Raw genomic sequence first — 24,256 nt, 5'->3', positions numbered from 1 at the left:
GGATTGGCGCGACGCGCCTCAAGCCTTCGTTTTATGCTTGTCGCTCAAACCGGGCGACAAGAGTCAGACTTCGCTCGACCTGGCGATCGGGGCGCCGCCTTGGGATCGTCACTCATATCGAATGCTCGTGGTTATCGTCGCCCAGCGGCAGCGCGCGCAACGCCTTGCCGACGGAGGCCGGTGGCGTGCCGGTTTCCTCGGCAAAACGCAGCAATGTGGGTTCGTGGGCGAGAACGAACTGCAGCACACCGGCCAGAAATCCCGGCTCGCCGGCAGCTTTGCGGATCGAATGCGCCTCGATGCCGGTGATGGCCAGGAAGCGAGGCAGCAGTTCGGGATCAGAGGCGACGAAGGCCAGAGCCTTCACGGCAATGGTTTCGGCCTCTTCGCGCATTGACGCTGCGTTTGCCATCATTACCTTTCAGGGTATGCGGAATGTGAGTCTCTTCCGCAGTAATGGCAAGCGTCGCTTGCGGCAAGTCGTTACCTCTTCAGTGCGGGACCCGAGGTGGAAACGGAGCAGCTTTTCTCGCCGCAGGTTTCCGTTTCGTCAATCATATTGCCGTAGAGTCGAGTAGGGTTTGGTGCGTCCCGGAAGGGCGCATAACGGCCGCCTTCGAGCGGAACAGCGGCCGGGACGGGATATCGATGCCTAAGAAGGTCATGATCGTCGAGGACAATGAGCTCAACATGAAGCTCTTTCGGGACCTCATCGAAGCAAGCGGTTACGAGACAGTTCGCACCCGCAACGGTCTGGAAGCGCTCGATCTGGCGCGTCAGCACCGGCCGGATCTCATTTTGATGGACATCCAGTTGCCTGAAGTGTCTGGGCTGGAGGTGACGAAATGGCTGAAGGAAGACGACGACCTGCACGTCATCCCGGTCATTGCCGTCACCGCCTTCGCGATGAAGGGCGACGAGGAGCGCATCCGCCAGGGCGGCTGCGAGGCTTATATCTCCAAGCCGATCTCGGTGCCGCGCTTCATCGAAACCATCAAGTCTTACCTGGGTGATTCCTGATGCACCTTGCCGCCAAAGCCGGAGCCTTGTGAAATGACCGCTCGGATTCTCGTCGTCGACGACATCCCTGCCAATGTCAGGCTGCTGGAGGTCCGGCTGCTGGCCGAATATTTCGAGGTGTTGACCGCCACCAACGGCCTGGATGCAATCGAGACCTGCGAGAACGGCAAGGTCGACGTCGTGCTGCTCGACGTCATGATGCCGGACATGGATGGCTTCGAGGTCTGCCGGCGCCTGAAGGGCGATCCGGCGACGTCGCATATTCCAGTGGTAATGATCACCGCACTCGACCAGGTTTCCGACAGGGTGCGCGGGCTTGAGGTCGGCGCCGACGATTTCCTGACCAAACCCGTCAACGACCTGCAACTGATGACGCGCGTCAAGAGTCTCGTCAGGCTGAAGTCGCTGACCGACGAGTTGCGGCTGCGCGCCTCGACCACGCGCAACATCGGCATCGAAGAGTTGCTCAGCCGCAATTTCGCCTCCGAGGACACGACGCCGAAAGTGCTTCTGATCGATGAGCGCAAATCGTCGATCGAGCGCGTCCAGAAGATGCTGCGCGACTGTGCTGACCTGGATGTCGCCAGCGATCCGCATGCCGGCTTCTTCCAGGCGGCGGAGACGCCCTATGAATGCGTGATGATCTCGACGAGCTTCGCCGATTTCGATCCGCTTCGGCTCTGCTCGCAACTGCGCTCGCTCGATCGCACACGCTTCCTGCCGATCATCCTGCTGGCGGAGGAGGGCGAGGAGGAGCGCATCATCCGTGGTCTCGAACTCGGCATCAACGACTATCTGATGCGGCCTATCGACCAGCAGGAACTGACGGCGCGGTTGCGCACCCAGGTGCGCCGCAAGCGCTACAACGACCAATTGCGCGCCAGCGTGACGCAGACGATCGAAATGGCGGTGACCGACGGGCTGACCGGGCTGCACAACCGCCGCTATCTCGACAGCCATCTCCAGACGCTGTTCGACCGCGCCGTGGCGCGGCGTCGGCCGCTGTCGGTGATGATCACCGACCTCGATCGCTTCAAGTCGATTAACGACACGCACGGCCATGACGGTGGCGACGAGGTGCTGCGGGAATTCGCGCGGCGGCTGCGCAAGAACGTGCGCGGCATCGATCTGGCCTGCCGGTTCGGCGGTGAGGAGTTCGTAGTGGTCATGCCTGACACCGATGGAGCGATCGCCGAAAAAGGTGGCCGAACGCATCCGCGCCGAAATCGCCCAGATGCCGTTCGTCATCGGGCCTGACGGCAAGGCCATCGAGGTCACCGTCAGCGTCGGCGTGTCGTCGGTGCTGAAGGGGGTGGATACGGTGGCGGCGCTGATGAAACGCGCCGATCTGGCGCTCTATGAAGCCAAGAGCGGTGGCCGCAACCGCGTCGTCGCCAAGGCTGCCTGACGGACCGGGTAAGAGTATCCGTCAATCCGGCAAGGTTACCCATTTACCTTAATCCAAGCGATTCACGAGGCTTGGTTAAGAAACTGTTGATTTTCATAAGCTCTTGCGCAAATGTGCGGCCACAGACAGAGCGACGCCGGCACGAGGACAGACAGCCGGGTCGATCAAAAAATACCCCATGATGCTCAGGTCCGCCGCATCTCCTGGGTCCGTGGGGTCGGCCGGCCGGCGCTGGCACATAGTGGCCTCCTCGTACCGCTGCCAAACGCCGACCGGCCCCCTTTCAAAATAGCATCAGGATTCTGCGCCAAGCTCCGGATATCAGGAGCTTTTTGCGCACAGGATATCGACAGCATTTGGACTGTAAAAGGCGAGCCACGATGTGGAGAGCTGCGGCGCACGCTCTCTTGCTATCCGGCGGAGGGCGTTGCTCCTCACTTCATACATATGGCGCCCAAGGGGCTTGCTTCAAGCCCGGGTTCCTCCCGTAAAACCGCGGCCCTAGCCAATAGGAGCGGAGTGACGGGAATGCGTGCACCGACAGATGGATCGCGTCGAAATCATGCGGTGATTGTCGCCGGGGGCGGCCCGACAGGATTGATGCTGGCAGGCGAACTCGCATTGGCGGGCATCGACGTCGCCATTGTCGAGCGGCGCCCGACCCAGCAGCTGATTGGTTTGCGCGCGGGTGGCCTGCACGCACGCACAATCGAGGTGCTCGACCAGCGCGGGATCGCCGACCGGTTCCTCTGCCAGGGGCGATGCTTCCCGACCGTCGGCTTCCACATGATCCGTTTGGACATCAGCGACTTTCCCATCCGGCACAACTATCTGCTGGCGCTGCGGCAAAACCACATCGAGCGGATATTGGCCGACTGGATCAGCGAATTGGGGGTGCCGATCCATCGCGGACAGGAAGTCACGGATTTCATGCAGGACGACAGTGGCGTGGATGTGGGGCTTTCCGATGGCCGACGGATGAAGGCGCAGTACCTCGTCGGATGCGACGGTGGACGCAGCACGATCCGCAAGGCGGCGGGCATCGAATTCGCTGGATGGGATCCGACGATGAGCTGGATGATCGCCGAGGTCGAGATGTCGGAAGAACCGCCATTGGGCTTTCGCAGCGACGCCCACGGAACCCATGCGATAGGCAAGATCGAGGACGGCGACCGGTTGGGCATCGTGCTGACCGAGAAACGACTGATCATCGGTGGTGAACCGACATTGGACGATCTCCGCGAGGCGCTCACCGTTATCTATGGCACCGATTTCGGCGTCCACAGTCCGACCTGGCTCTCTCGTTTCACCGATATGACGCGCCAGGCTGCCGCTTACCGCGACAGACGTGTCCTGCTGGCCGGCGACGCTGCGCATATCCATCCCCCAATGGGCGGACAGGGCCTCAACATCGGCGTGCAGGACGCGGTCAACCTGGGATGGAAGCTGGCCCAGGTCGTCAAACGGGCATCACCGGACAGCCTGCTCGACAGCTACCATGCCGAGCGCCATCCGGTCGCCGCCCGCGTGTTGCGCAACACGATGGCGCAGGTCGCGCTTCGCCGCATGGATGACCGCACCAAAGCCCTGGGCGACACCATCGCCGAACTGCTCGCCATGGATGAACCACGCAAACGAATCGCCGCAGAGATGTCCGGCCTGGGTGTCCACTACGACCTCGGGGAGGGGCACGCGCTGCTTGGGTGGCGAATACCCGACCTCGATCTGCTCACCGCCAGCGGGCCGGTGCGGCTGTTTACCTTGCTGCACCATGCCCGGCCGGTGCTGATCAACCTCGGCACGCCCGGCAGACTTGACATCAAGCCGTGGGCGGATCGGGTCCAGCAGGTCGACGCCGTGTACGACGGCGATTGGGAGCTGCCAGTTCTCGGGGCCGTCGCCGGGCCCGACGCGGTGCTGATCCGCCCCGACGGGTACGTGGCATGGGTTGGTTCCGGAAGCCAACAGGGACTGGCCGATGCGCTGACCACCTGGTTCGGGCCGCGCGTTGATGTGGCGTAGCAGGGTCGAGGCCGGCCTGGCGCATCGCCCGCAAACGCGTGCTTGTCATGCGTTGCGAGCTTTTACGGTGCTAGGTCTCCTGACATCCCGTTGACAGGAGGTACCATCTGTGCAGAAATTGGTTGGACCATTGGACCACTTGGAACGCGCGTGGATCAAAACAGCCTGCCACCTATTCAGACGACGGCGCGTGACGACGCCGTGCTGAAGGCGTTGGTAGGCTTTGTTCGTGCCGAGGCCCTCCAGCCGGGCGAGCGGCTGCCAACGGAACGCATCCTGGCCGAGCGGCTGAAGGTCAGCCGCAACACGGTGCGCGAGGCGCTGACGCGCTGGGAAGGGCTCGGGCTGGTCGAGCGCCGGCAAGGCAGCGGCACCTATCTCAAGGCAGCCGTTTCGCCGGACATGTTGCATCTGCCGCTGACGCTTGCGGGCGGCAACGACTTCACCAGCCTGATGCAGACGCTTGAAATCCGTCGCGCGCTGGAGGCGGAAGCCGCCGCCCTTTGCGCCGAACGCGCGAGCCAGACCGATATCGCCGAAATCGAGCGCAAGCTCGACATCATGGAGCAGGCGTTCCGCACGCGCGAGGGCATGTCTTCGGAAGAGGACTGGGAGTTCCACCAGGCGATCTACAGGGTTTCCGGCAACCCGCTGTTCGAACAGATCATCGCCGCCATGCACGAATTGTTCCACCGCTTCTGGGAGCATCCGCTGGGCGTGCGCGATTTCGGCCACGCCAGTTTTCCCTATCATCGGACCATTTACGAGCGCATCGCCGCGCGCGACCCGCACGGCGCCCGCGCCGAGGCGCTCAAGCTGATCGCCACCGTCGAGGACGATCTGAAGCGCGGCGCCGCCAAACTCAAACTTTCGAGCCAGACATGAACGAGCATCCCTCAGGTTTCGATCACGACTATCTTGCCGAGGCGGCGACGCTTCTGGCGCATGACGAACCTTTCCCCGGTGGGGCGGTGGTGCCGCCGATCTACCAGACATCGCTGTTCACCTTCGCCAACTATGCCGAGATGGCGGATACTTTTGCCGGCAAACGGAAGCAGCCGATCTATTCGCGCGGCGACAATCCGACGGTGATGGAGTTCGAGGCACGCGTCGCCGCGCTCGAGGGCGCCGAGGCCGCGCGCGGCTTTTCCAGCGGCATGGCGGCGATCAGCGCCACGGTGCTCGCCTTCGTCGGCGCCGGCGAGCGCATCGTTGCGGTGCGCAATTGCTATGGTGATGCCTATCGGCTGTTCGAGCGGCTTTTGCCGCGGCTCAACATCAGGGTCGACTATGTCGACGGCTCCGATCCGGATGCGGTGGCGGCGGCCCTTCCGGGCGCCAGGCTGCTCTATCTGGAGAGCCCGACCTCGATGATGTTCGAGTTGCAGGACTTGGCTCACCTGACCCGGCTGGCGAAGGAGCAGGGCATCGTCACCACGATCGACAATTCCTGGGCGACACCGGTGTTCCAGAAGCCGATCACGCATGGCGTCGATCTGGTGCTGCATTCGGCTTCGAAATATCTCGGCGGCCATAGCGATACGGTCGCCGGCGTGGTGGCAGGCTCGGCCGCCCACATCAAGCACATCAACGAGCAGACCTATTCCTATCTCGGCGGCAAGCTTTCGCCCTTCGAGGCCTGGCTCTTGCTGCGCGGGCTGCGCACGCTGCCGCTGCGCCTGCCGCATCACATGAAGAGCGGGCTTACCATCGCCGAGCGGCTGAAGGCGCATGGCAATGTCGAGCGCGTGAACCACCCCGCCTATTCGAACCATCCGGGCAAGGCGACGCTTGCTGGTTACGCGGGGTTGTTCTCCTTCGAGGTCACCGAGGATATCGACATCCCCGTCTTCGTCGATGCGTTAAAATATTTCCGCATCGGCGTGAGCTGGGGCGGCCATGAGAGCCTGGTCGTGCCGGCCAAGGCGTCGCTGGAGCAGACGCCGGGACTGAATTCGATGGCGCGCTTCGGCGTCAGCCCCCGAACAATCCGCTTCAATGTCGGATTGGAAAGTGTCGAGGACCTGTGGGCCGACGTGGCGCAGGCCTTCGAAAAAGCCAGAAAATAACAAGCCGCTTCAAAATGGGAGTCTTGAAGATGAAAAAACTGACCGTCATGCTTGCCACAGCCGCGGGATTGGCGATTTCCGCCGGAAACGCGCTGGCCGATTCGACCCTGAAAATGGTCGAAGTCATCACCAGCCCGCCGCGCACGGAGTTCCTGAAGAAGCAGATCGCCGAATTCGAAAAGGCCAATCCCGGCATCAAGGTCGAGCTGATCTCGCTGCCCTGGGGGCAGGCTTTCGAAAAGTTCCTGACCATGGTGCAGGCCGGCGATACGCCCGACGTGGTCGAGATGCCGGAACGTTGGATGGGCCTCTACGCCAACAACGCCCAGCTCGAGGATCTCGGCCCGTACATGGCCAAGTGGGACGACGCCAAGACGCTCGGGGAGCGCGCCAAGCAGTTCGGCTCGACCGTCAACAACACCCAGTTCATGATCCCTTACGGCTACTATGTGAACGCGCTGTTCTGGAACAAGAAGCTGTTCAGGGAAGCCGGCCTCGACGGCCCGCCGGCCACGCTCGACGAGTTCGTCGCCGATTCCAAGAAGATCTCGGCGTTGCCCGGCAAATACGGCTACTGCCTGCGTGGCGGACCCGGCGCCTTCAACGGCATGCACATGTTCATGAACATCGCCGCCGGCAAGGGCGGCTACTTCAACGAAGACGGCACCTCGACCATAAACGAGGAGGGCTCGGTCAAGGGCCTGCAGATGCTGGCAGACATGTACAAGCAGGGCCTGGCGCCCAAGGACGCGGTGAGCTGGGGTTTCAACGAAACCGTCACCGGCTTCTATTCCGGCACCTGCGCCATGCTCAACCAGGATCCGGATGCGCTGCTGGGTATAGCCGACAAGATGAGCGCAGACGACTTCGCCGTGGCGCCGCTGCCGGTCGGGCCGAGCGGCAAGTCCTATCCGACGCTCGGCTATGCCGGCTGGGCAATGTTCGCCAATTCGCAGCACAAGGACGACGCCTGGAAGCTGATGGCGACGCTGCTCTCGCCCAAGGACAATCTGGAATGGGCCAAGGAAGTCGGCGTCGTCCCGATCCACAACGGCGCCGACCAGGATCCGCATTTCAAGACCGAGCAGTTCAAGGGTTGGTTCACGGAGCTCAGCGACAGCGCCAAATATGAAATGGTGACGCCCCCGACGCATCTGGAGAACCTCGGCAATTTCGTCGACCAGGTGGCGATCAAGAACTTCCAGGAAGTATTGCTTGGCCAAAAGGCGGCCAAGGAGGTTGCCGACCAATGGGCCGCCTTCCTGACCAAGGAACAGCAGGACTGGATGGCGAAGAACAAGAAGTAGTTTTTTCTTCCTTCTCCCCGTTCACGGGGAGAAGGTGGCCCGATAGGGCCGGATGAGGGGCGGCGCTACGTTCTGTCAGCCTGGCGCTGCCCCTCATCTGCCTGCCGGCATCTTCTCCCCGTAAGCGGGGGAGAAGGACGCTCATTGTCCATCTCGATCCTCCTGGAGTCGCCCACAGCCAATGACTTATGCCGTGTCCGAAATACGACCCGCCGGGAGGCCGCGCCGCAAGCGGCTGACGCACGCTGCCACCGAACCCTGGTTTTATCTCAGCCCGGCGATCATCCTGCTGGTCGTGGTGCTTTTGGTGCCGCTGGTCATCGGCATCAGCTATTCGTTCCGTAAGTTTTCAGCCTTCAAGTCGGAGTATGTCGGGCTCGGCCAGTACCAGGCGATGCTGTCGGATGCCGTGCTCGGCCAGGCGCTGGTCAATACGTTGTGGTGGACGCTCTCCAGCCTGTTCTTCCAGTTCTTCCTCGGCCTTGGCCTGGCGCTGCTGCTCGACAAGCCGTTTCGGGGCCGCAAGGTGGTGCAGGCGCTGGTGTTCCTGCCCTGGGCGGTGCCGTCCTTCCTGTCGGGCCTGACATGGGCATGGCTGTTCAATCCGATCATCGGGCCGCTGCCGCACTGGCTGTTCGCGCTGGGGCTGAAGGCCGAGCCGACCAACGTTCTCTCCGATCCCTCGACCGCCATGTGGGGGCCGATCGTCGCCAATGTCTGGTTCGGCATCCCGTTCTTTGCCATCACGTTGCTGGCGGCACTGAAATCCATTCCCTCGGAACTGCATGAGGCGGCAGCGATCGACGGCGCCTCGCCCTGGCAACGCTTCACCAAGGTGACGCTGCCGTTCCTGGCGCCGACCATCGCCATCACGGTGATGCTGCGTACCATCTGGATCGCCACTTTCGCCGACCTGATCTTCGTCATGACCGAGGGCGGGCCGGCCGGGTCGACCAACACGGTGCCGGTCTACATCTATGTCAGTGCCTTCAAGTCGCTGGACAAGGGCTACGCATCGGCGGTTGCCGTGCTGCTGCTCGTCCTGCTCATTGCCTATGCGATTGCGCTGATCGCCATCCGCCGCTCCCTGGTGAGGCACGTCTGATGATTGCGGGACGCTCATCTTCGCAGCGCTTCTTCGGCGGCGTCGGGCTCTATGCGGCCATCGCGGCCTATGTGATCTTCGCCCTGTTCCCGATCTTCTGGACGCTGAAGATATCGGTTACACCGGAACGGCTTCTCTATTCCGAAGGCATCACCTTCTGGCCGTCGCAGATGACGTTGCAGAACTTCGTCACCGTGCTCGAGGCGACCGACTTTCCGCGCTATTTCCTCAACAGCGTCATCGTCTCGGTTTCGACGGCTGCACTGGTGACTGTCATCGCGACGCTTGCCGGCTATGCCATGTCGCGCTTCACCTTTCGCGGCAAGGCGGCACTGGCGCTGATGCTGCTTTTGACCCAGACTTTCCCGCTAGTCATGGTCATTCCACCGATCTATCGCGTGATGGGCCAGATCGGCCTGATCAACAGCCTGACCGGGCTGATCATCATCTACACCGCCTTCAACACCGCCTTTGCAACCTTCCTGATGCAGTCCTTCTTCGACGGCATACCGAAGGACCTGGAGGAGGCGGCGATGATCGACGGCTGCACACGCGCGCAGGCGATGCGCCGGGTGATCGTGCCGCTGACGCTACCCGGCATGGGCGCCACGCTCGGCTTTGTCTTCACCGCTGCCTGGAGCGAACTCCTGTTCGCGCTGATGCTGATCTCCAGCGATGACAAGAAGACCTTCGCCGTCGGCCTGCTCACCTTCATCGGCAAGTTCGCCGTCGACTGGGGGCAGATGATGGCGGCGTCGATCCTGGCGCTGATCCCGGTCTGCATCTTCTTCGGCTTCCTGCAACGCTATCTCGTCACCGGTCTCACCGCCGGCGCCGTGAAGGGATAATCGATGGCTTCCGTTACGCTGGCAAAAGTCCGCAAAGACTATGGTGGCGTGCGTGTGCTGCACGCGGTCGACCTCGACATCGCCGACGGCGAGTTCGTCGTCCTCGTCGGTCCGTCCGGCTGCGGGAAATCGACGCTTCTGCGCATGATCGCCGGTCTGGAGGAGGTTTCCGATGGCGAGATCCGTATCGGCGAGCGGTTAGTCAACGACGTCGCGCCGAAGGACCGCGACATCGCCATGGTATTCCAGTCCTACGCGCTTTATCCGCATATGGACGTGTCGAAGAACATGGGCTTCAGCCTGATGCTGAAGAAGGCAGAAAAGCAGGCGATCGACGCGCGGGTCGACGGCGCCGCCAGGCGGCTTGGGCTGGACAATTTTCTGCAACGCCTGCCGCGCCAGCTTTCCGGCGGCCAGCGCCAGCGCGTCGCCATGGGCCGGGCCATCGTGCGCGATCCCAAGGTCTTTCTTTTCGACGAGCCGCTTTCGAACCTCGACGCCAAGCTGCGCGTGCACATGCGCGCCGAGATCAAGGCGCTTCACCAGCAACTGAAGACCACATCGGTCTATGTCACGCATGACCAGATCGAAGCCATGACCATGGCCGATCGCATCGTCGTGATGTATGACGGCGTCGTCCAGCAGGTCGGCGCGCCGCTCGACCTCTATGACCGGCCGGCCAACATGTTCGTCGCCGGATTCATTGGCTCGCCCGGCATGAATTTCCTGCCGGCGAGTGTTGAGAAGGGCGGCAAGGCGGATGCAGTGCTGTCCGATGGCCAGAAACTGCGATTGCCGGATGGCCTGCCACTCAGGGAAGGCGATGCGGTTACCGTCGGTTTGCGGCCGGAGCATATAAGGCTGGCGGATGACGGCCCGCTGCAAGGCGAAGTGGTGGTGGTCGAGCCGCTCGGCCTCTCGACGCAGTTCTACGTCAAGCTGGCCGGCCAGCAGCTTTGCGTGTTCGCCATGGGCCGCGCCGGCGTGAAGCCTGGCGAGACGGTGCGGCTATCGGCCGATCCGGCGGCGCTGCATGTTTTCGACCCGAAAAGCGCCGACCGGGTAGGGTAGGGGCGCGGCCGCCGAGCGGCCACTCTGTTGCCCGCTGGGCATATTCTAGCCATACGGCCTTTTGGCGAGTCGAAACTTGCTTCACCCGGGCCAACCGCTTTGCGGAGCCACATTAATAGAAACCTCCTCCTGCCGCCATCATGTGGCGTCCTTTCATCAATCAGTTTGGTTCTTGAATCGCCGCAACGCAGCGGGGGGGGGAGATTTATAATGCCTGCGAATAACAACTCCGCCGACGCTCGTATCACTGAACCATGCCGGAGAATGACCAGCCTAGGCCGGTGAACCGGTATGTCAGAAGACGGCTTCCGTCTGCCATCACGCTCGGAGACCGGAGAATTGCTTTCATACGCAGCGAAATCACGGAACAGATTCAGTCGCGAATTGACGCGTAGCGGACAGCGAGGGCAGCAGTATCAAGCCACGCTCTATCCCAGGGCGGCCGGCAAAGCAGCCTAAATCTCTTTGAACTCCACCGTCCGCGGCGGGATATGAGCTAGGCTCAGCCGTTTGGTATTCTTGATTTCTGGTCAACTGCCGCCCTACTTTGGGCCATCATCAGGGACCTAGACGAATGATCTCGGTTTGCGGATACATCGGGGCGGTGATCGGTTGGAAGGCGCTCGAAAATGCCGGCGACATCCTAGATAAGATCGGCGAGACGCTGTTTGGCGGACGTTATAAAGCGATCTACGAGGACGTCGCATCCAAGCTGCGCGCTCATACAGGCGCGGTTCCAGCAAACCACGATTTGGAGCACGCCATTCGACTCAGTGAACTCACCTCTTCACTCGTGATGGTGCGCATGTATGTCGATACGCAAGAGGCCGACCAGTTGCGGCTTGGCGGACGGCCGCCGGAGCGTCGCGCGAGGATTCAGTTCGCTAGTGCCGCGCGCCGCTATCTGCATAAGCAGATTGGATTGGGCGGGCCATTCAAGCTAGAATCCAACAAGGACGTTGTCGATGAAATAGAGACAAACTTGGACGGCGCGCTATCGGCTCGCGACTTTGCAGCGGTCCAGGCGAGTCTGGATGCAGCGTGCAAGCGCGTTCTGCGCGATCTCATCGCTGGAACGGAGCAGGGAAAGGACCAACTGGCCGTTCCTGCCGATTTCGCGTCATTTTTTCGTGGAAAGGCGACGGATGATGAGCCGGGCTGGGCTCTTATTTTCCTTGCCTTCATGCGGGAGGCATTGAAGCAAAATCACAAAGCGGAGGTCGCCTTCATCGCGTCTCGCCTTGGGTATTTGCGCAATTCGCTACCGAAACTCGAAGCCAAATTTGACCAATTTTTGCAGATAGCGAATTCGATAAAGAACGACACATCTGATATTAAAGATGATATATCTAAAATCCTAGCAATAGTTCAGAAACGTGAGTCTTACGTAATTGGTGGAATCCAATTTGAATTTCCTATTAAAATTGAAATAGCCATAAATGATCGTGGAGAGCTTATCATTTTCCACAATCGGCCATTTAACAATGATTTATCTAAACTAGAATTCAATATGGAAGAAAGTCGACTCTCTCTAGTAATGATTAAAGGATTCTCTTGTAATATACCAATACGATCTGAGTTATCTGTGTTTATGAGAAAGTCTACTCAGGCTCTAATGGTGCTTGTGAACGAGGGAGGTGGAAATCTAGTCGAGGGTGACTATGTGCCATTGCATGTCATGAAAAGGTACTTGGAACCATTTTCTTCTGGCTAGGGCAAAGCTGCATAGAGACAAATTCTCTGGATCCCTGCTGAGGCGCCGTGGCTTTTGTCGTAGAGATTTATGCGGTGACGACGCGCACGCCTTTCGCGGTTTATGGGAGCCGCTCGACAAGGCCCCTGCCTCGCGCGGGCTTTGTGACTATAGCAGCCCTATCGGTAGCGCGATCCATTACGTTGGCCGTTATGCTGGGTTTGACTACCATCCAATGAAATCAATGCTTTAGGAACAAAAAAACGCCGCCCGATGGGCGGCGTTTCGGCATTCTCTTGGAAAAACCAGATTACTTGATCTTGGTTTCCTTGAACTCGACGTGCTTCTTGGCGACCGGGTCGTATTTGCGGAACGACAGCTTGTCCGTCTTGGTGCGGCTGTTTTTGCTGGTCACGTAGAAGAAACCGGTGTCGGCGGTCGACAGAAGCTTGATCTTGATGTTTGCGGCTTTGGCCATGGTATCAGTCCGTTTGTTCGTGGGGTTTTGGCCGCTGGAGCACGGGCAAACACCCGGACGCGGGAAACTTGCCGCGACACATAAAGAACGCGCCCGGAAAGTCAAGCCCGACGCGCCTTGCTGTCGTAAGCACATGAGTTGTCCGGATTAGGTAGCACGTGAGTTGTCCGGTTTTATCGCCAGCGGATGGAGGCTGGGGATGAAGCGGACGGCATGGCTACAGGAACGGAGAATGCAAAAGTTTCGGGACGTATTGAGCCGCTGGAATGGTGGCGATCTTTCGATGATGGAGGCAGGGGAGTTGCTTGGCATGTCGGAGCGGCAATTCCGACGCTACCGCGACCGGTACGAAGAGGCTGGGGAAGCAGGGTTGCTGGATCGGCGCTTGGGCAAGCTTTCGACGCGTCGGGTGCCGGCGGAAGCGATTGAGGAGATGCTGGAGCTTTACCGTCATCGCTACCTCGGCTGGAATGTGAAGCATTTCCACGAGCACCTGCTGCGCGATCACCATTTCAGCTGGGTCTACACCTTCATCAAGACGCAGCTCCACGCGGCGGGCCTTGTGGAACGGGCCAAGCGGCGCGGTGCTCACCGGCGCAAGCGGGAGAGGAAGCCTTGCGAGGGGATGATGCTGCATCAGGATGGCAGCCGTCATCGATGGCTGGCGGGTGAGCCGATGCTGGACCTGATCGTGACGATGGACGATGCGACGAGCACGATCTATTCGGCCTTCCTGATCGAGGAGGAAGGCACGGCGTCGAGCTTTCAGGGCCTTCTGGAGACATTCGTCGCCAAGGGATTGCCATCGAGCCTCTACAGCGATCGCGGCAGCCACTATTTCGTGACGCTGAAGGCCGGCGAGGCGGTCGACAAAAGCCGGCTGACCCAGGTCGGCCGGGCACTCGAGCGGCTGGGTATCGAACATATTCCAGCCTATTCCCCTGAAGCGCGAGGCCGCTCGGAGCGGATGTTCTCCACCTTGCAGGATCGGCTACCGAGAGAGCTGGCGCTGGCCGGAATTGCCGACATCGAGGCCGCCAACCGGTTCATCGCACAGACCTACCTACCAGCTCACAATGCCCGCTTCGCCAGGCCGGCCGCGGTCGAGGACAGCGCCTTTGTCGCCGCAGACCCGCAACAACTGGCCCAGATCCTGTGCATCGAGGAGGAGCGCGTCGTTGCCCGCGACAACACGGTCGCCTTCGCGCGGCTGCGATTGCAGCTGCCGCAGAGCCCGATCCGGCATCACTTCGTCAAAGCCACCGTCAAGGTCAGGCACTACCCGGATGGAACCCTCGCGATCTTTCACGGGCCGCGCCGCATTGCTCGCTACAGCTCTGACGGCGCCGCAATCGAAGACACTTGCCCCATCAGGCAAGCCGCGTGAACCGCTTCGACGCCAAAACAGAAGCGGACAGATCATGTGCTACCAAACCGGACAACTTGATTAGCTACCGACAGCCCGACGCGCCTTGCGGCCGTCACGGAAGCCAATGCCTGTCGGCATTCACACGTGTTCCGCCTCCAGAACGATGGTTTTCTTCCAATCTCCCGTGGTGTTCCACCAGCGATTCGGATTGGCGCGGTCGTCCAGTCCCTTGGAACGGCTGGCAAGGACCGGCTGAATGCGGATCACCGGTTCCTGGTAGCTGTGCGCCTGAAAGATCGCTTCTACGACGCGCGCCGCCAATTCCTGGTCATCGGGCAGTTCGAACGAAACCTCGACCGTGCCGGGGCGGCGCCGCAATTCGGTCTCGGCGCCGGCGGCTGCGCCGTCAAGTGGTCGGTAGCGTTCGATGCCATGTGCCGACTGGTAGGCGTTGCGGTCATAATTACCCATGGCCAGCGGCCCCAGCGCCACCACCGCGTCCATGATGCGGTCGACATCCGCGGCCGGCGCCTGGAAAGTGACAAGCAGGAGCAGCGTCATCCGCAATGATGTGGTTTCAAAGCCGCTGTCGATCATCGGAGTCTCCTCAACTTCAAGTGTTTTGAGGTCTCCGTATAAACCGTGGCTGCTGACACGGTTCTGTCAGCAGCCAGTCATCCGGGGGTAGCCAGTTATGGGGCCAGCCGGCAGTGGGCGATCGTGAATCCGGTTTGCGCCGGTGGCGGCTTACAAAATCTTGCGGACCAGCCTGACACTGGCAAGGACCATGTAGGCGGCGAAGAACAGGCCGAGCGACCAGCCGAAACCAGAGGGACCGAACGCATCCATGCCGATGCCTATCGCCTGTGGGCCGAGCACCATGCCGACGCCGTAGCACAGCACGAAGGCGGCATTGGCCGAAGCCAGCTCATGGCCGGAAAGCTGCGAGCCGAGATGGGCGAGGCCGATCGTGTACATGGCCGCGACCACGCCGCCCCAGACGAACAGAAGGCCCGCCATCAGGTGCCAGTTGCCGGCCAGATGCGGCATGAAGATCGTACCGGCGAGTCCGACAGTGGCGCACGCCAGAAGCAGATAGCGGCGGTCCGAGACGCGATCGCTGATCATGCCGATCGGGATCTGCAAGAGCACGTTGCCGAGGCCGATCATGGTGAGCAGCAAGGCGGCGTCGGCTTCGGAATAGCCGATGCGGTTGCCATAGACCGGAAACAGGGCGAAACCGCCCGTTTCGACGGCTCCAAACACCAGTACGGCGGCGGTGGCGGTCGGCACCAGCCAGATATAACGCAGGAAATTGCTGGTCTCGCCGTCAGATACGATCGTCGGGCTCTCGTTACGCGCCGCCAGCACCGGGATCGCGGCCAGCGCCACCAATGCGATGATGACCCGAAAGGCCTGAAGCCGGAACTGCCGAGATGGGCGAACAGCCACGGCCCCGCGGCAAAGCCGAGCGACAGCACGGTGGCGTAGATGCCGAGCACAAGACCTCGCCGATGCGGCGGCGCCGAGGTGCTGATCCAGAATTCCGACAGGATGAACAGCACCGTCAGCGCGATGTGCAGCACGACGCGCAGCGGAAACCACATCCAGAAATCGGGTGCGAAGTGGAAGCCGACGAAGGCCAGCGCACCGGCGGCAATCATGGCGATCATCGTCCAGGCAACGCCGAAGCGCATGGCGAGCGGCGTGGCCAACGGGGCGCCGGCGATCGAGGCCAGGCCGGCGACGGCTGTGTTGAGGCCGATCATCGAGGCCGAATGGCCGCGCGTTTCCAGAATAACGCTGAGCAGGGGCATGCCCAGGCCGATGGCAATGCCGACGACGCTGATCGACGAGATCGCCGCCACCATCGGCAGCCAGTGTACGCGCTCGTCGCCCTTTGGTTGGGTATCGACCGTCATGTTATGTCTGAATACTCGATGTTCTACAGAATTTCGCGGGTGAAGCGGTTGCGGACAAGCCGGTAGAAGGGCACGGGACCGCCCGGACGCAACAGCGGATCGTGGGCGAGGCGGCTTTCCAACTCGTCCAGGATCATCCGGGTGATGTCGGGAATATCGGCTTCCCTGGCCTTGGCAAGCGGCAGCCAGACCAGTTCCTCGAGCTCGTTGGTCGGACCGCCGCCCGTCAGTTCGACGGCGACATCATCGCGCCAGGCGCAGAAGAAGCGGGTGTCGAAGCGGCGCACCCGGTTGGGCGGCGTGATGGCGCGCGCAATGAAGCGCAGCATGTCCAGGGCAGGTTGCACCCCATGTTCGGCAAAGCCTTGCCAATCAGACCTTGTCGTGGCGAAGGCGCCTTTTCGACCAATCAGCAGCCCGGCTTCCTCATAGGTCTCGCGGATGGCCGACAAGGCGATGGCGCGGGCACGCGCCTCGCTCGTGCGGCCGGGACCGGCGATGAGCTTTGCTTCCTGCTCGGGATGCAGCGCGGTGGCGGTGGGGATGCGGCTGTCCGCCGGGTCGGTACGGCCGCCGGGAAAAACGAACTTGCCTGGCATGAAGGCGTGACCGGCATGACGGCGACCCATCAGGACCCGCAAGTCGTTGGCCTTGCCGTCGAGCAGGATCAGGGTCGCGGCATCACGTGGACGAATCGCCCGGCCGCCATGCGTGGCCAGACCCTTGTCGATCCTGTCGACGTCCGCCTTGGTCATTCCTTCCATGCGCAGGACCCTGCGGAAACGTCTTGCATGCGAAAGTAGCCTTGACGGTTGGCATGTTGCGCCAGCCAGCACCTCAGGCACCGGGATGGGGTTCAGCCACGTCGTGTTCGCCAGCAAAACCGTGCATATAGAATGCCCATTGCAATCCGATGACGGCACCTTTCACCGGCTGCAGCAGTGCAACCGACAGCAGGATCGTCAAGGGTACCCAGATGGCGATGTGCTGCCAGGTGGAAAGGGTCGACGTCGCCTCCACGCCCATGAAGGCGCCGAGCACGATGTGGCCGACGATGACGATGACCAGATAGGCGGGCAGATCGTCGGCGCGGTGATGGTGTATCTCCTCGCCGCAGACGCTGCATGTCTCGACGGTCTTGGTGAAGCCGCGAAACAGCTTGCCTTCGCCGCAATGCGGGCAGCGGCCGAGCATGCCGCGCTTCATCGCCGTCCACAGCGGACGCGCGATCCGGCCCGAGTGATGTTCACCGCCGAAAACCTGTTCTTCCGTGCCTCTTGCCATCATCGTCTCCTGCCACGCGAGCCTGGGCGCGATTGTGACGCACGGGCGCGGCCTTTTGCCTTGTGAAACGACCTGACGGAGCCAGGCAGGGGCTTCGGGTCGGTCAACATCTCAAAGCGCATCGCGCCGGCCATCGGCGTCACTTCGACGAGACGGACCTCGACACGGTCCGCCAGCTGATAACCCTTGCCCGAGCGTTCTCCGTAGAGCGAGCGGGCCGTTTCGTCATATATATAGTAATCGCCGCCCAGAGTTGACACAGGGATGAAACCATCCGCGCCATACTGCGGCAATTGGACAAATAGTCCCGATTTGGTGACACCCGAAATGCGGGCGTCGAAACGGTCGTCGATGCGCTCGGCGAGATAAGCGGCGATCAGCCGGTCGACCGTGTCGCGTTCGGCCGCCATTGCACGGCGTTCTGTGCCGGAAATCAGCACCGAAACATCCTCGAGCCGCGCTTCCTCCTCCTGCGTCAGGCCCCCTGGGCCGAGGCCGAGTGCGGCGATAAGCCCGCGGTGCACGATGAGGTCAGCGTAACGGCGGATCGGCGAGGTGAAATGCGCGTAACGGTTCAGGTTGAGGCCGAAATGGCCGATGTTCTTGGGTGAATATTCGGCCTGGCTCTGCGAGCGCAGCACCACCTCGTTGACCAGACCTTCATTGTCGGCGCCGCGCACGCGCTCGAGAATGCCGTTGAACTGGGCGGGCCGCATCTGCGCACCGCGCGCCAGCGACAGGCCCAGGGTCTGCAGAAATTCGCGCAGCGATTCCTGCTTGGCCAGCGAGGGCGCGTCGTGGGTGCGGTACACCAGCGCCTGCTTCTTCGCCTCGAGTGTCTCGGCGGCGGCGACATTGGCCTGGATCATGAATTCTTCGATGAGCTTATGGGCATCGAGCCGTTCCGGCACGACGACGCGATCGACAGTGCCGTCGGGCTTCAGCAGGATCTTGCGCTCGGGCAGATCGAGTTCGAGCGGCTGGCGGCCATCGCGTCCGCGCTTGAGGATCGCATAGGCATCCCATAGCGGCTTCAGCACCGCGTCGAGGATCGGCCCGGTCTTGTCGTCCGGCACGCCGTCGATCGCCGCCTGTGCCTGCGGGTAGGCGAGCTTGGCCGCCGATTTCATCATGACGCGATGGAAGGAATGCCTGACCTTGCGCCCGTCCGCCGAGAAGGTCATGCGCACTGCCAGTGCCGGGCGATCCTGGCCCTCGCGCAGCGAGCAGAGATCGTTGGAGATGCGCTCGGGCAGCATCGGCACGACGCGGTCGGGGAAATAGACCGAGTTGCCGCGCTTCAGCGCTTCGCGGTCGAGTGCCGTGCCGTAGCGGACGTAAGCAGCCACGTCGGCGATGGCGACCGTGATGACCACGCCGCCGGGGTTCTTCTCATCGAGATCGGGCGTAGCAAACACCGCGTCGTCGTGGTCCTTGGCGTCGGCCGGGTCGATGGTGACCAGCGGCAGTTCGCGCCAGTCCTCGCGGTTGGCCATCGTCGCAGGCTTGACGGCTTCGGCTTCGGCGATGACGTCGGCCGGGAAGACATGCGGAATGTCATGTGCGTGGATGGCGATCATCGAGACCGCCTTTTCGCTGGTCAGCGAGCCCAGCACGTTGAGCACTTTTGCTCTCGGCAAGCCATAGCGCGAGGCCCGGGCGGGCTCGACCTCGACGAGATCGCCGTTCTTGGCTCCGTTCTGGAATTCCTTGTCGACGATCAGTTCGGGTTGCCGGCGCTCCACCGGCTCGATGCGGAAGCTGCCGTCCTGAAGCACCCGAAAGACGCCGAGAACGGCATCCGTGCGCTTCTCGAATATCTTCATCACCCGCCCTGTGTAGGCCGGGCCGCCCAAGGCGACATTCGTGTCGTCGGCGGGAAAGGTCTTGGCCAGCACGCGATCGCCAATGCCAGGCGCCGGTCCGCCGCCACTGCGCGACAGGCGGATGGAAACGATGGGGGGCGGTCCATTGGCGGTGTGTTCGGTGGGACGCGCCAGCAGCACGCCGTCGGCGTCGCGGTCGAAAATGTCGAGCACCGTGACATGGGGCAGGGCGCCAACGCGGGCCAGGCGCTTGCGCTCCTTGGTCAGGACGCCTTCGTCCTGCAGGTCGCGCAGGAGATCCTTCAGCCAGATGCGGTCCGGGCCGCGCAGCGCGAACGCCTTCGCGATGTCGCGTTTTCCAGCGCGATCCGGATTTTCGGCGATGTAGCGCAGGATTTCGTCACGCGAGGGCCTGTAATCGCCCTTGACCTTGGCCGTTGTGTCGGCGGTGCGCGGGTCGCCGTGGGTTGTTGCGGAGATCCTGCGCGCCACGCCGTTCTATCCCTTTTTCTTGGCGGCAGGCTTCTTGGCCGCCGTCTTCTTGGTAGCGGGGGCCTTGGCCGCCGCCGCTTTGCGGAAAGGCTTCTTGCCGCCGCCGCCCTTGGCTTCCTTCTCGGCGATCAGCGCCAGCGCATCCTCCATCGTCACCGATTGCGGATCCTTGCCCTTGGGCAGCGTGGCATTGACCTTGCCGAAATTGACATAAGGCCCGTATTTGCCGTCGCGCACGACGATCTTGCCGCCGCCGTCGGGATGATCGCCAAGCTCCTTGAGGGCTGCCGCAGTGCCGCCATTACGGCCGCCCTTGCCCTTCAACTGCTTCTCGGCGATCACCGAAACAGCGCGGTTGAGCCCGATCGAGAATACATCCTCGATGCTGTCGAGATTGGCGTAGGTGCCGTCATGCAGCACGAAAGGCCCGTAGCGGCCAAGCCCGGCCGAGATCATCTTGCCGGTTTCCGGATGCTTGCCGACATCGCGCGGCAGGGAAAGCAGAGCAAGCGCCTTCTCATGGTCGATCGAATCGGGCGTCCAGCCCTTGGGCAAGCTGGAACGCTTGGCTTCCTTGCCGTCGCCACGCTGGATATAGGGACCGAAGCGGCCGCTACGCAGCGTGATCTCCTCAGCCGTGTAGGGATCCTTGCCGAGCACCTTGGTGCCGTCTTCGCCGCCGCCATTCTCGCCATTGGGATTGGCCGCGTCGCCGAGCTGGCGGGTGAAGGAACATTCGGGATAGTTCGAGCAGCCGACGAAGGCGCCGAACTTGCCGAGCTTGAGCGACAAATTGCCGGTGCCGCATTTCGGGCAGATGCGCGGATTGGAGCCGTCCTCCCGGGCAGGGAAGACCAGAGGCGCCAGCTCCTCGTTCAGCGCATCGAGCACGTCGGTGACGCGCAGTTCCTTGATGTCGGCGACGGCGCCGGAAAAATCCTTCCAGAAATCGCGCAGAACGTCCTTCCAGGCGAGCTTGCCGTCGGATATCTCGTCGAGCTTTTCCTCGAGCGATGCGGTGAAATCGTATTCGACGTAGCGCTCGAAGAAGCTTTCCAGGAAGGCCGACAGCAGCCGGCCCTTTGCCTGCGGCACAAGCCGGCGCTTGTCGATGGTGACATAGTCGCGGTCCTCGAGCGTCTTTAGGATCGCCGTGTAGGTCGACGGCCGGCCGATGCCGAGCTCCTCCAGCTTCTTGATCAGCGAAGCTTCGGAATAACGCGGCGGCGGTTCGGTCGTGTGCTGGGTGGCGTTGATCGCCTGGCGGGCAAGCTGCTCGCCGGCGCGGATTTCGGGCAGGCGGCGGTTTTCCTCGTCCTCGGAATCATCGTCCTTCTGATCGGTATAGGCGGCGATGAAACCGTCGAAGCGCACGACCGAACCGACGGCACGCAACTCGGCCGTGCGAGCGCCGTTGACCGCCTCGATCTCGACCGTGGTGCGTTCGATCTCCGCCGGCTGCATCTGGCTGGCGATGGCGCGCTTCCAGATCAATTCATAGAGCCGCATCTGGTCGGCATCGAGATATTGCCTAACCGATGCCGGCGTGCGCATGAAGTCGGTCGGGCGGATCGCTTCGTGCGCTTCCTGGGCGTTCTTGGCCTTGGTCGTGTACAGGCGCGGCTTTTCCGGCAGGTATTTCGGGCCGAATTCCTTGGCGATGGCATCGCGTGCGGCCGAGATCGCCTCGGGCGCCATCTGCACGCCGTCGGTTCGCATATAGGTGATCAGGCCGGTGGTTTCGCCGCCGATCTCCATTCCTTCATAGAGGCGCTGCGCCACCTGCATCGTGCGGTTGGCCGAAAAGCCGAGGCCCGATGAGGCGGCCTGCTGCAATGTCGAGGTGGTGAAGGGCGGGCCCGGATTGCGCTTGGTGGGTTTTGCCTCGACGGACAGCGCCTTGAAGGCCGCGCCCTCGAGCATGGCCTTGATGTCGTCGGCCTGCGCCTTGTTGGCGATGTCGAGCTTCTGCAACTTCTTGCGCTCGAAAGCGGTCAGGCGCGCCTCGAAGTTCTCGTTGCGCGGCGTGCCGAGGATGGCAGCGATCTGCCAGTATTCCTCGCGGATGAAGCGTTCGATCTCGGATTCGCGGTCGCAGACCAGCCGCAAGGCGACCGACTGCACGCGGCCGGCGGAACGGGCTCCGGGGAGCTTGCGCCACAGTACCGGCGAAAGAGTGAAGCCGACGAGATAGTCGAGCGCCCGGCGGGCGAGATAGGCGTCGACCAGCGGCGCATCGATCTGGCGCGGATTGGCCATCGCCTCTAGCACCGAGCTCTTGGTGATGGCGTTGAAGACGACGCGGCTGACCGGCTTGTCCTTCAGCGCGCGCTTCTGCCGCAAGACTTCCAGAACGTGCCAGGAAATGGCCTCGCCCTCGCGGTCCGGGTCGGTGGCGAGGATCAGGCCGTCGGCGTCCTTGACCGCCTTGGCGATGTCGGCGAGGCGCTTGCCGGATGCCGTGTCGACCGCCCAGGACATGGCGAAATCCTCGTCCGGTCGCACCGAGCCGTCCTTGGCCGGCAAATCACGGACATGGCCGAACGAGGCCAGAACCTTGTAGTTCTTGCCGAGGTATTTGTTGATTGTCTTCGCCTTGGCCGGCGATTCGACGACGACGACGTCCATGAGGGCTCATATCAGCTGTGATGCGGCAGAAGAATTCCGCTGCGCGCGACGAAATCTCGGTTCTGTTCGTCGCTCACATGGCCGCGCTTTTGCATCCGGTCAAGGGGAAGCGGCCAAATTGCAAGAGTGCCGGCAGCAATACACTCTAAGAGTGTATGGAGAAGATCACATTGTTGAGGGCTAACTAAGACAAATGGCTGGAGCGGTGAGGAGCGGCTCAAATTGGCGCCGATGAGGTCGCCGGCGACCCTGTGGACCGAGTCAAATGCCGCGCCAGCGCGTCTGATGCGGACTGCCAGGCGTTGAAGGCACGCCCGGCAGCAACGTCGAAGTTAAGGTGGCAGCCTTAGTCGGCCTTTACGATATGCCAGACGCCGCCGACGCCATCACCCGACACGTCGCCGGCCTTCTTGTCCTTGATGAATGTGTAGACGGGCTTGCCGTCATAGGCCCACATCTTGGTGCCGTCGGTGCGGTCGACGACGGTCCATTCATCGTCCGCCTTGGCGCCGGCCTCGGCCTTCAGCGGCGGCCAGTTTGTGGCGCATTTGTCATAGCAGTTGGTCTTGCCTTTCTCGTCCTTGTCATAGGTGTAGAGCGTCATGCCGTTGGCATCGGTGTAGATCTTGGTGCCGCCGACCTCGGCCTCCTTCCAGGCCTCTGCTGCGAAAGACGCGGCGGTGCTGAGCAAAAGCGCGGCCAACCCTAGTGTCACGGTTTTCATCGAAATCTCCCTGCTGATCCGAGGATGCGCGGCAATCGCGGCCTCGCTCGATCAACGCGCAGGCACCGATGTTTATTCCCGGCTCCCAGCAGGCATGCCAACACAATGGTGATTGGCAGAGGGGCCCGGGCCTCGCTATATCGGCGCCGTAAAGTCGGAGTTCTGGAATGGCACTGGATATAGGCTATGTGAGTGCGGTCGGGGCAGGGGCGATCTCGTTCCTGTCGCCTTGCGTGCTGCCGCTGGTGCCGCCCTATCTCTGCTACATGGCCGGCGTGTCGGTCGACGATTTTCGCGGCAATGCCGGAGCGGCAGCCAAAGCCGGCGCCCGCACCGCGCTGCTTTATTCCTCGATTGCATTCGTGCTCGGCTTCTCGACCGTGTTCGTCGCGCTGGGCGCCGGCGCCTCGACGATCGGCCGCCTTCTGCGCGTCTGGCAGGAGCCGCTGGCAATGGGCGCCGGCGTGCTGATCATCCTGATGGGGCTGAATTTCCTCGGTGTCCTGCGCATTCCGCTTTTGTCGCGCGAAGCGCGTTTCCAGTCGCAGGGCAAACCGGCAAGCGCGGTTGCGGCCTATGTCATGGGGCTGGCCTTCGCCTTCGGCTGGACGCCGTGCATCGGCCCGGTGCTGGGGCCGATCCTGACGCTGGCCGGCGGCCGCGAGACCGTGGGCGAAGGCGCATTGCTGCTCGCCGCCTATTCGCTCGGCCTGGGCATTCCGTTCCTGATCGCGGCACTGTTTTCCGGCGCCTTCATGCGTTTCCTCGGCAAATTCCGCGTCCATCTCGGCCGCGTGGAGAAGGCGATCGGCGCATTGCTGGTCGTCGCCGGCGTGTTTTTCCTCACCGGCGGCGTGCAAACCGTATCCTATTGGCTGCTGGAGAATTTTCCGGTGCTGGGTCGCCTGGGGTAAGTAAAGCAACAGGCGGTGCGCCTACTGATTAAAAGTCATTGCTCAGGCATCTCACCGGAATTTAACCGCATTGGTG

The 24,256-nt window shown here is 62.1% G+C and carries 19 protein-coding genes and 2 pseudogenes; 12 read left to right on the top strand and 9 right to left on the bottom strand.

All coding sequences use genetic code 11. From position 1 onward, the window contains the following. Positions 1-112: 112 nt before the first annotated feature. A complete protein-coding gene (locus ACIU1A_RS12290; protein WP_140501536.1) occupies positions 113-412 on the bottom strand; it encodes a DUF3572 domain-containing protein in 300 nt (99 codons plus the stop codon). Positions 413-648: 236 nt separating this feature from the next. Between ACIU1A_RS12290 and ACIU1A_RS12285 the strand changes: the two genes are divergently transcribed. From ACIU1A_RS12285 to ACIU1A_RS12240, 10 genes and pseudogenes are all read left to right on the top strand, one after another. After that, positions 649-1,020 (top strand): response regulator, encoded by a 372-nt coding sequence (locus tag ACIU1A_RS12285; protein ID WP_140501538.1) that lies wholly within the window; start codon positions 649-651, stop codon positions 1,018-1,020. Between the two features lie 33 nt (positions 1,021-1,053). Further along, positions 1,054-2,428: pseudogene (locus ACIU1A_RS12280) on the top strand (PleD family two-component system response regulator). A 528-nt stretch (positions 2,429-2,956) separates the two neighbouring features. Continuing rightward, the gene (locus ACIU1A_RS12275) at positions 2,957-4,450 is read left to right on the top strand and encodes an FAD-dependent monooxygenase (RefSeq protein WP_404927396.1); all 1,494 of its coding nucleotides are present in this window, start codon (positions 2,957-2,959) and stop codon (positions 4,448-4,450) included. 150 nt (positions 4,451-4,600) lie between these two features. Further along, complete coding sequence (locus tag ACIU1A_RS12270) at positions 4,601-5,335, top strand: FadR/GntR family transcriptional regulator (RefSeq protein WP_140501544.1); 735 nt, start codon at positions 4,601-4,603, stop codon at positions 5,333-5,335. Further along, positions 5,332-6,519: a PLP-dependent transferase gene (locus ACIU1A_RS12265; RefSeq protein WP_140672723.1), complete on the top strand. Its 1,188-nt coding sequence runs from the start codon at positions 5,332-5,334 to the stop codon at positions 6,517-6,519. The genes ACIU1A_RS12270 and ACIU1A_RS12265 overlap by 4 nt, the downstream gene beginning before the upstream one ends. A 29-nt stretch (positions 6,520-6,548) precedes the next feature. Continuing rightward, positions 6,549-7,826 carry a sugar ABC transporter substrate-binding protein gene (locus ACIU1A_RS12260; RefSeq protein WP_140672724.1) on the top strand — a complete coding sequence of 426 codons (1,278 nt, stop codon included), beginning with the start codon at positions 6,549-6,551 and terminating at the stop codon, positions 7,824-7,826. Between the two features lie 181 nt (positions 7,827-8,007). Further along, positions 8,008-8,931: a carbohydrate ABC transporter permease gene (locus tag ACIU1A_RS12255; RefSeq protein ID WP_140623452.1), complete on the top strand. Its 924-nt coding sequence runs from the start codon at positions 8,008-8,010 to the stop codon at positions 8,929-8,931. Further along, complete coding sequence (locus tag ACIU1A_RS12250) at positions 8,931-9,779, top strand: carbohydrate ABC transporter permease (protein ID WP_140501552.1); 849 nt, start codon at positions 8,931-8,933, stop codon at positions 9,777-9,779. The genes ACIU1A_RS12255 and ACIU1A_RS12250 overlap by 1 nt, the downstream gene beginning before the upstream one ends. Before the next feature lie 3 nt (positions 9,780-9,782). Continuing rightward, the gene (locus tag ACIU1A_RS12245; protein WP_404927395.1) at positions 9,783-10,850 is read left to right on the top strand and encodes an ABC transporter ATP-binding protein; all 1,068 of its coding nucleotides are present in this window, start codon (positions 9,783-9,785) and stop codon (positions 10,848-10,850) included. A gap of 574 nt (positions 10,851-11,424) precedes the next feature. Beyond that, positions 11,425-12,564 carry a hypothetical protein gene (locus ACIU1A_RS12240; protein ID WP_404927394.1) on the top strand — a complete coding sequence of 380 codons (1,140 nt, stop codon included), beginning with the start codon at positions 11,425-11,427 and terminating at the stop codon, positions 12,562-12,564. 289 nt (positions 12,565-12,853) lie between these two features. Here the strand turns inward: ACIU1A_RS12240 and rpmG are convergent, their stop codons facing one another. After that, positions 12,854-13,021, bottom strand: coding sequence for a 50S ribosomal protein L33 (rpmG, locus tag ACIU1A_RS12235; protein WP_006201775.1), 168 nt, complete (start codon positions 13,019-13,021; stop codon positions 12,854-12,856). A gap of 232 nt (positions 13,022-13,253) precedes the next feature. On the opposite strand from rpmG, the gene ACIU1A_RS12230 reads away from it, so the two are divergent. Beyond that, on the top strand, positions 13,254-14,408 hold the full coding sequence (locus ACIU1A_RS12230; protein WP_404926836.1) for an ISNCY family transposase: 1,155 nt from the start codon (positions 13,254-13,256) through the stop codon (positions 14,406-14,408). A 120-nt stretch (positions 14,409-14,528) separates the two neighbouring features. On the opposite strand, the gene ACIU1A_RS12225 is transcribed toward ACIU1A_RS12230, so the two are convergent. The 7 genes and pseudogenes from ACIU1A_RS12225 to ACIU1A_RS12195 all read right to left on the bottom strand — a co-directional run bounded on the left by ACIU1A_RS12225 (position 14,529) and on the right by ACIU1A_RS12195 (position 23,266). Then, positions 14,529-14,987, bottom strand: coding sequence for a hypothetical protein (locus tag ACIU1A_RS12225; RefSeq protein WP_404927393.1), 459 nt, complete (start codon positions 14,985-14,987; stop codon positions 14,529-14,531). Positions 14,988-15,137: 150 nt separating this feature from the next. Then, positions 15,138-16,312 (bottom strand): annotated as a pseudogene (locus ACIU1A_RS12220) (MFS transporter). 23 nt (positions 16,313-16,335) lie between these two features. Then, complete coding sequence (locus ACIU1A_RS12215; RefSeq protein WP_140501564.1) at positions 16,336-17,076, bottom strand: NUDIX domain-containing protein; 741 nt, start codon at positions 17,074-17,076, stop codon at positions 16,336-16,338. Positions 17,077-17,149: 73 nt separating this feature from the next. Further along, on the bottom strand, positions 17,150-17,596 hold the full coding sequence (locus ACIU1A_RS12210; protein ID WP_404927905.1) for a DUF983 domain-containing protein: 447 nt from the start codon (positions 17,594-17,596) through the stop codon (positions 17,150-17,152). After that, entirely contained in the window at positions 17,596-19,914 is a 2,319-nt protein-coding gene (gene rnr, locus ACIU1A_RS12205; RefSeq protein ID WP_404927392.1) for a ribonuclease R, read from the bottom strand. Before rnr ends, ACIU1A_RS12210 begins: the two co-directional genes overlap by 1 nt. A 6-nt stretch (positions 19,915-19,920) precedes the next feature. Next, positions 19,921-22,542, bottom strand: coding sequence for a type I DNA topoisomerase (gene topA, locus ACIU1A_RS12200; RefSeq protein ID WP_404927391.1), 2,622 nt, complete (start codon positions 22,540-22,542; stop codon positions 19,921-19,923). Between the two features lie 346 nt (positions 22,543-22,888). Beyond that, the gene (locus tag ACIU1A_RS12195) at positions 22,889-23,266 is read right to left on the bottom strand and encodes a hypothetical protein (protein ID WP_140525400.1); all 378 of its coding nucleotides are present in this window, start codon (positions 23,264-23,266) and stop codon (positions 22,889-22,891) included. A 167-nt stretch (positions 23,267-23,433) separates the two neighbouring features. Between ACIU1A_RS12195 and ACIU1A_RS12190 the strand changes: the two genes are divergently transcribed. Continuing rightward, on the top strand, positions 23,434-24,180 hold the full coding sequence (locus tag ACIU1A_RS12190) for a cytochrome c biogenesis CcdA family protein (protein ID WP_404927390.1): 747 nt from the start codon (positions 23,434-23,436) through the stop codon (positions 24,178-24,180). Positions 24,181-24,256: the final 76 nt, after the last annotated feature.

Source organism: Mesorhizobium maamorense, assembly GCF_044998965.1.
Lineage (GTDB): Bacteria > Pseudomonadota > Alphaproteobacteria > Rhizobiales > Rhizobiaceae > Mesorhizobium.
Note: the sequence above shows the minus strand (reverse complement) of the source record. Positions and strands in the feature narration are given on the sequence as shown.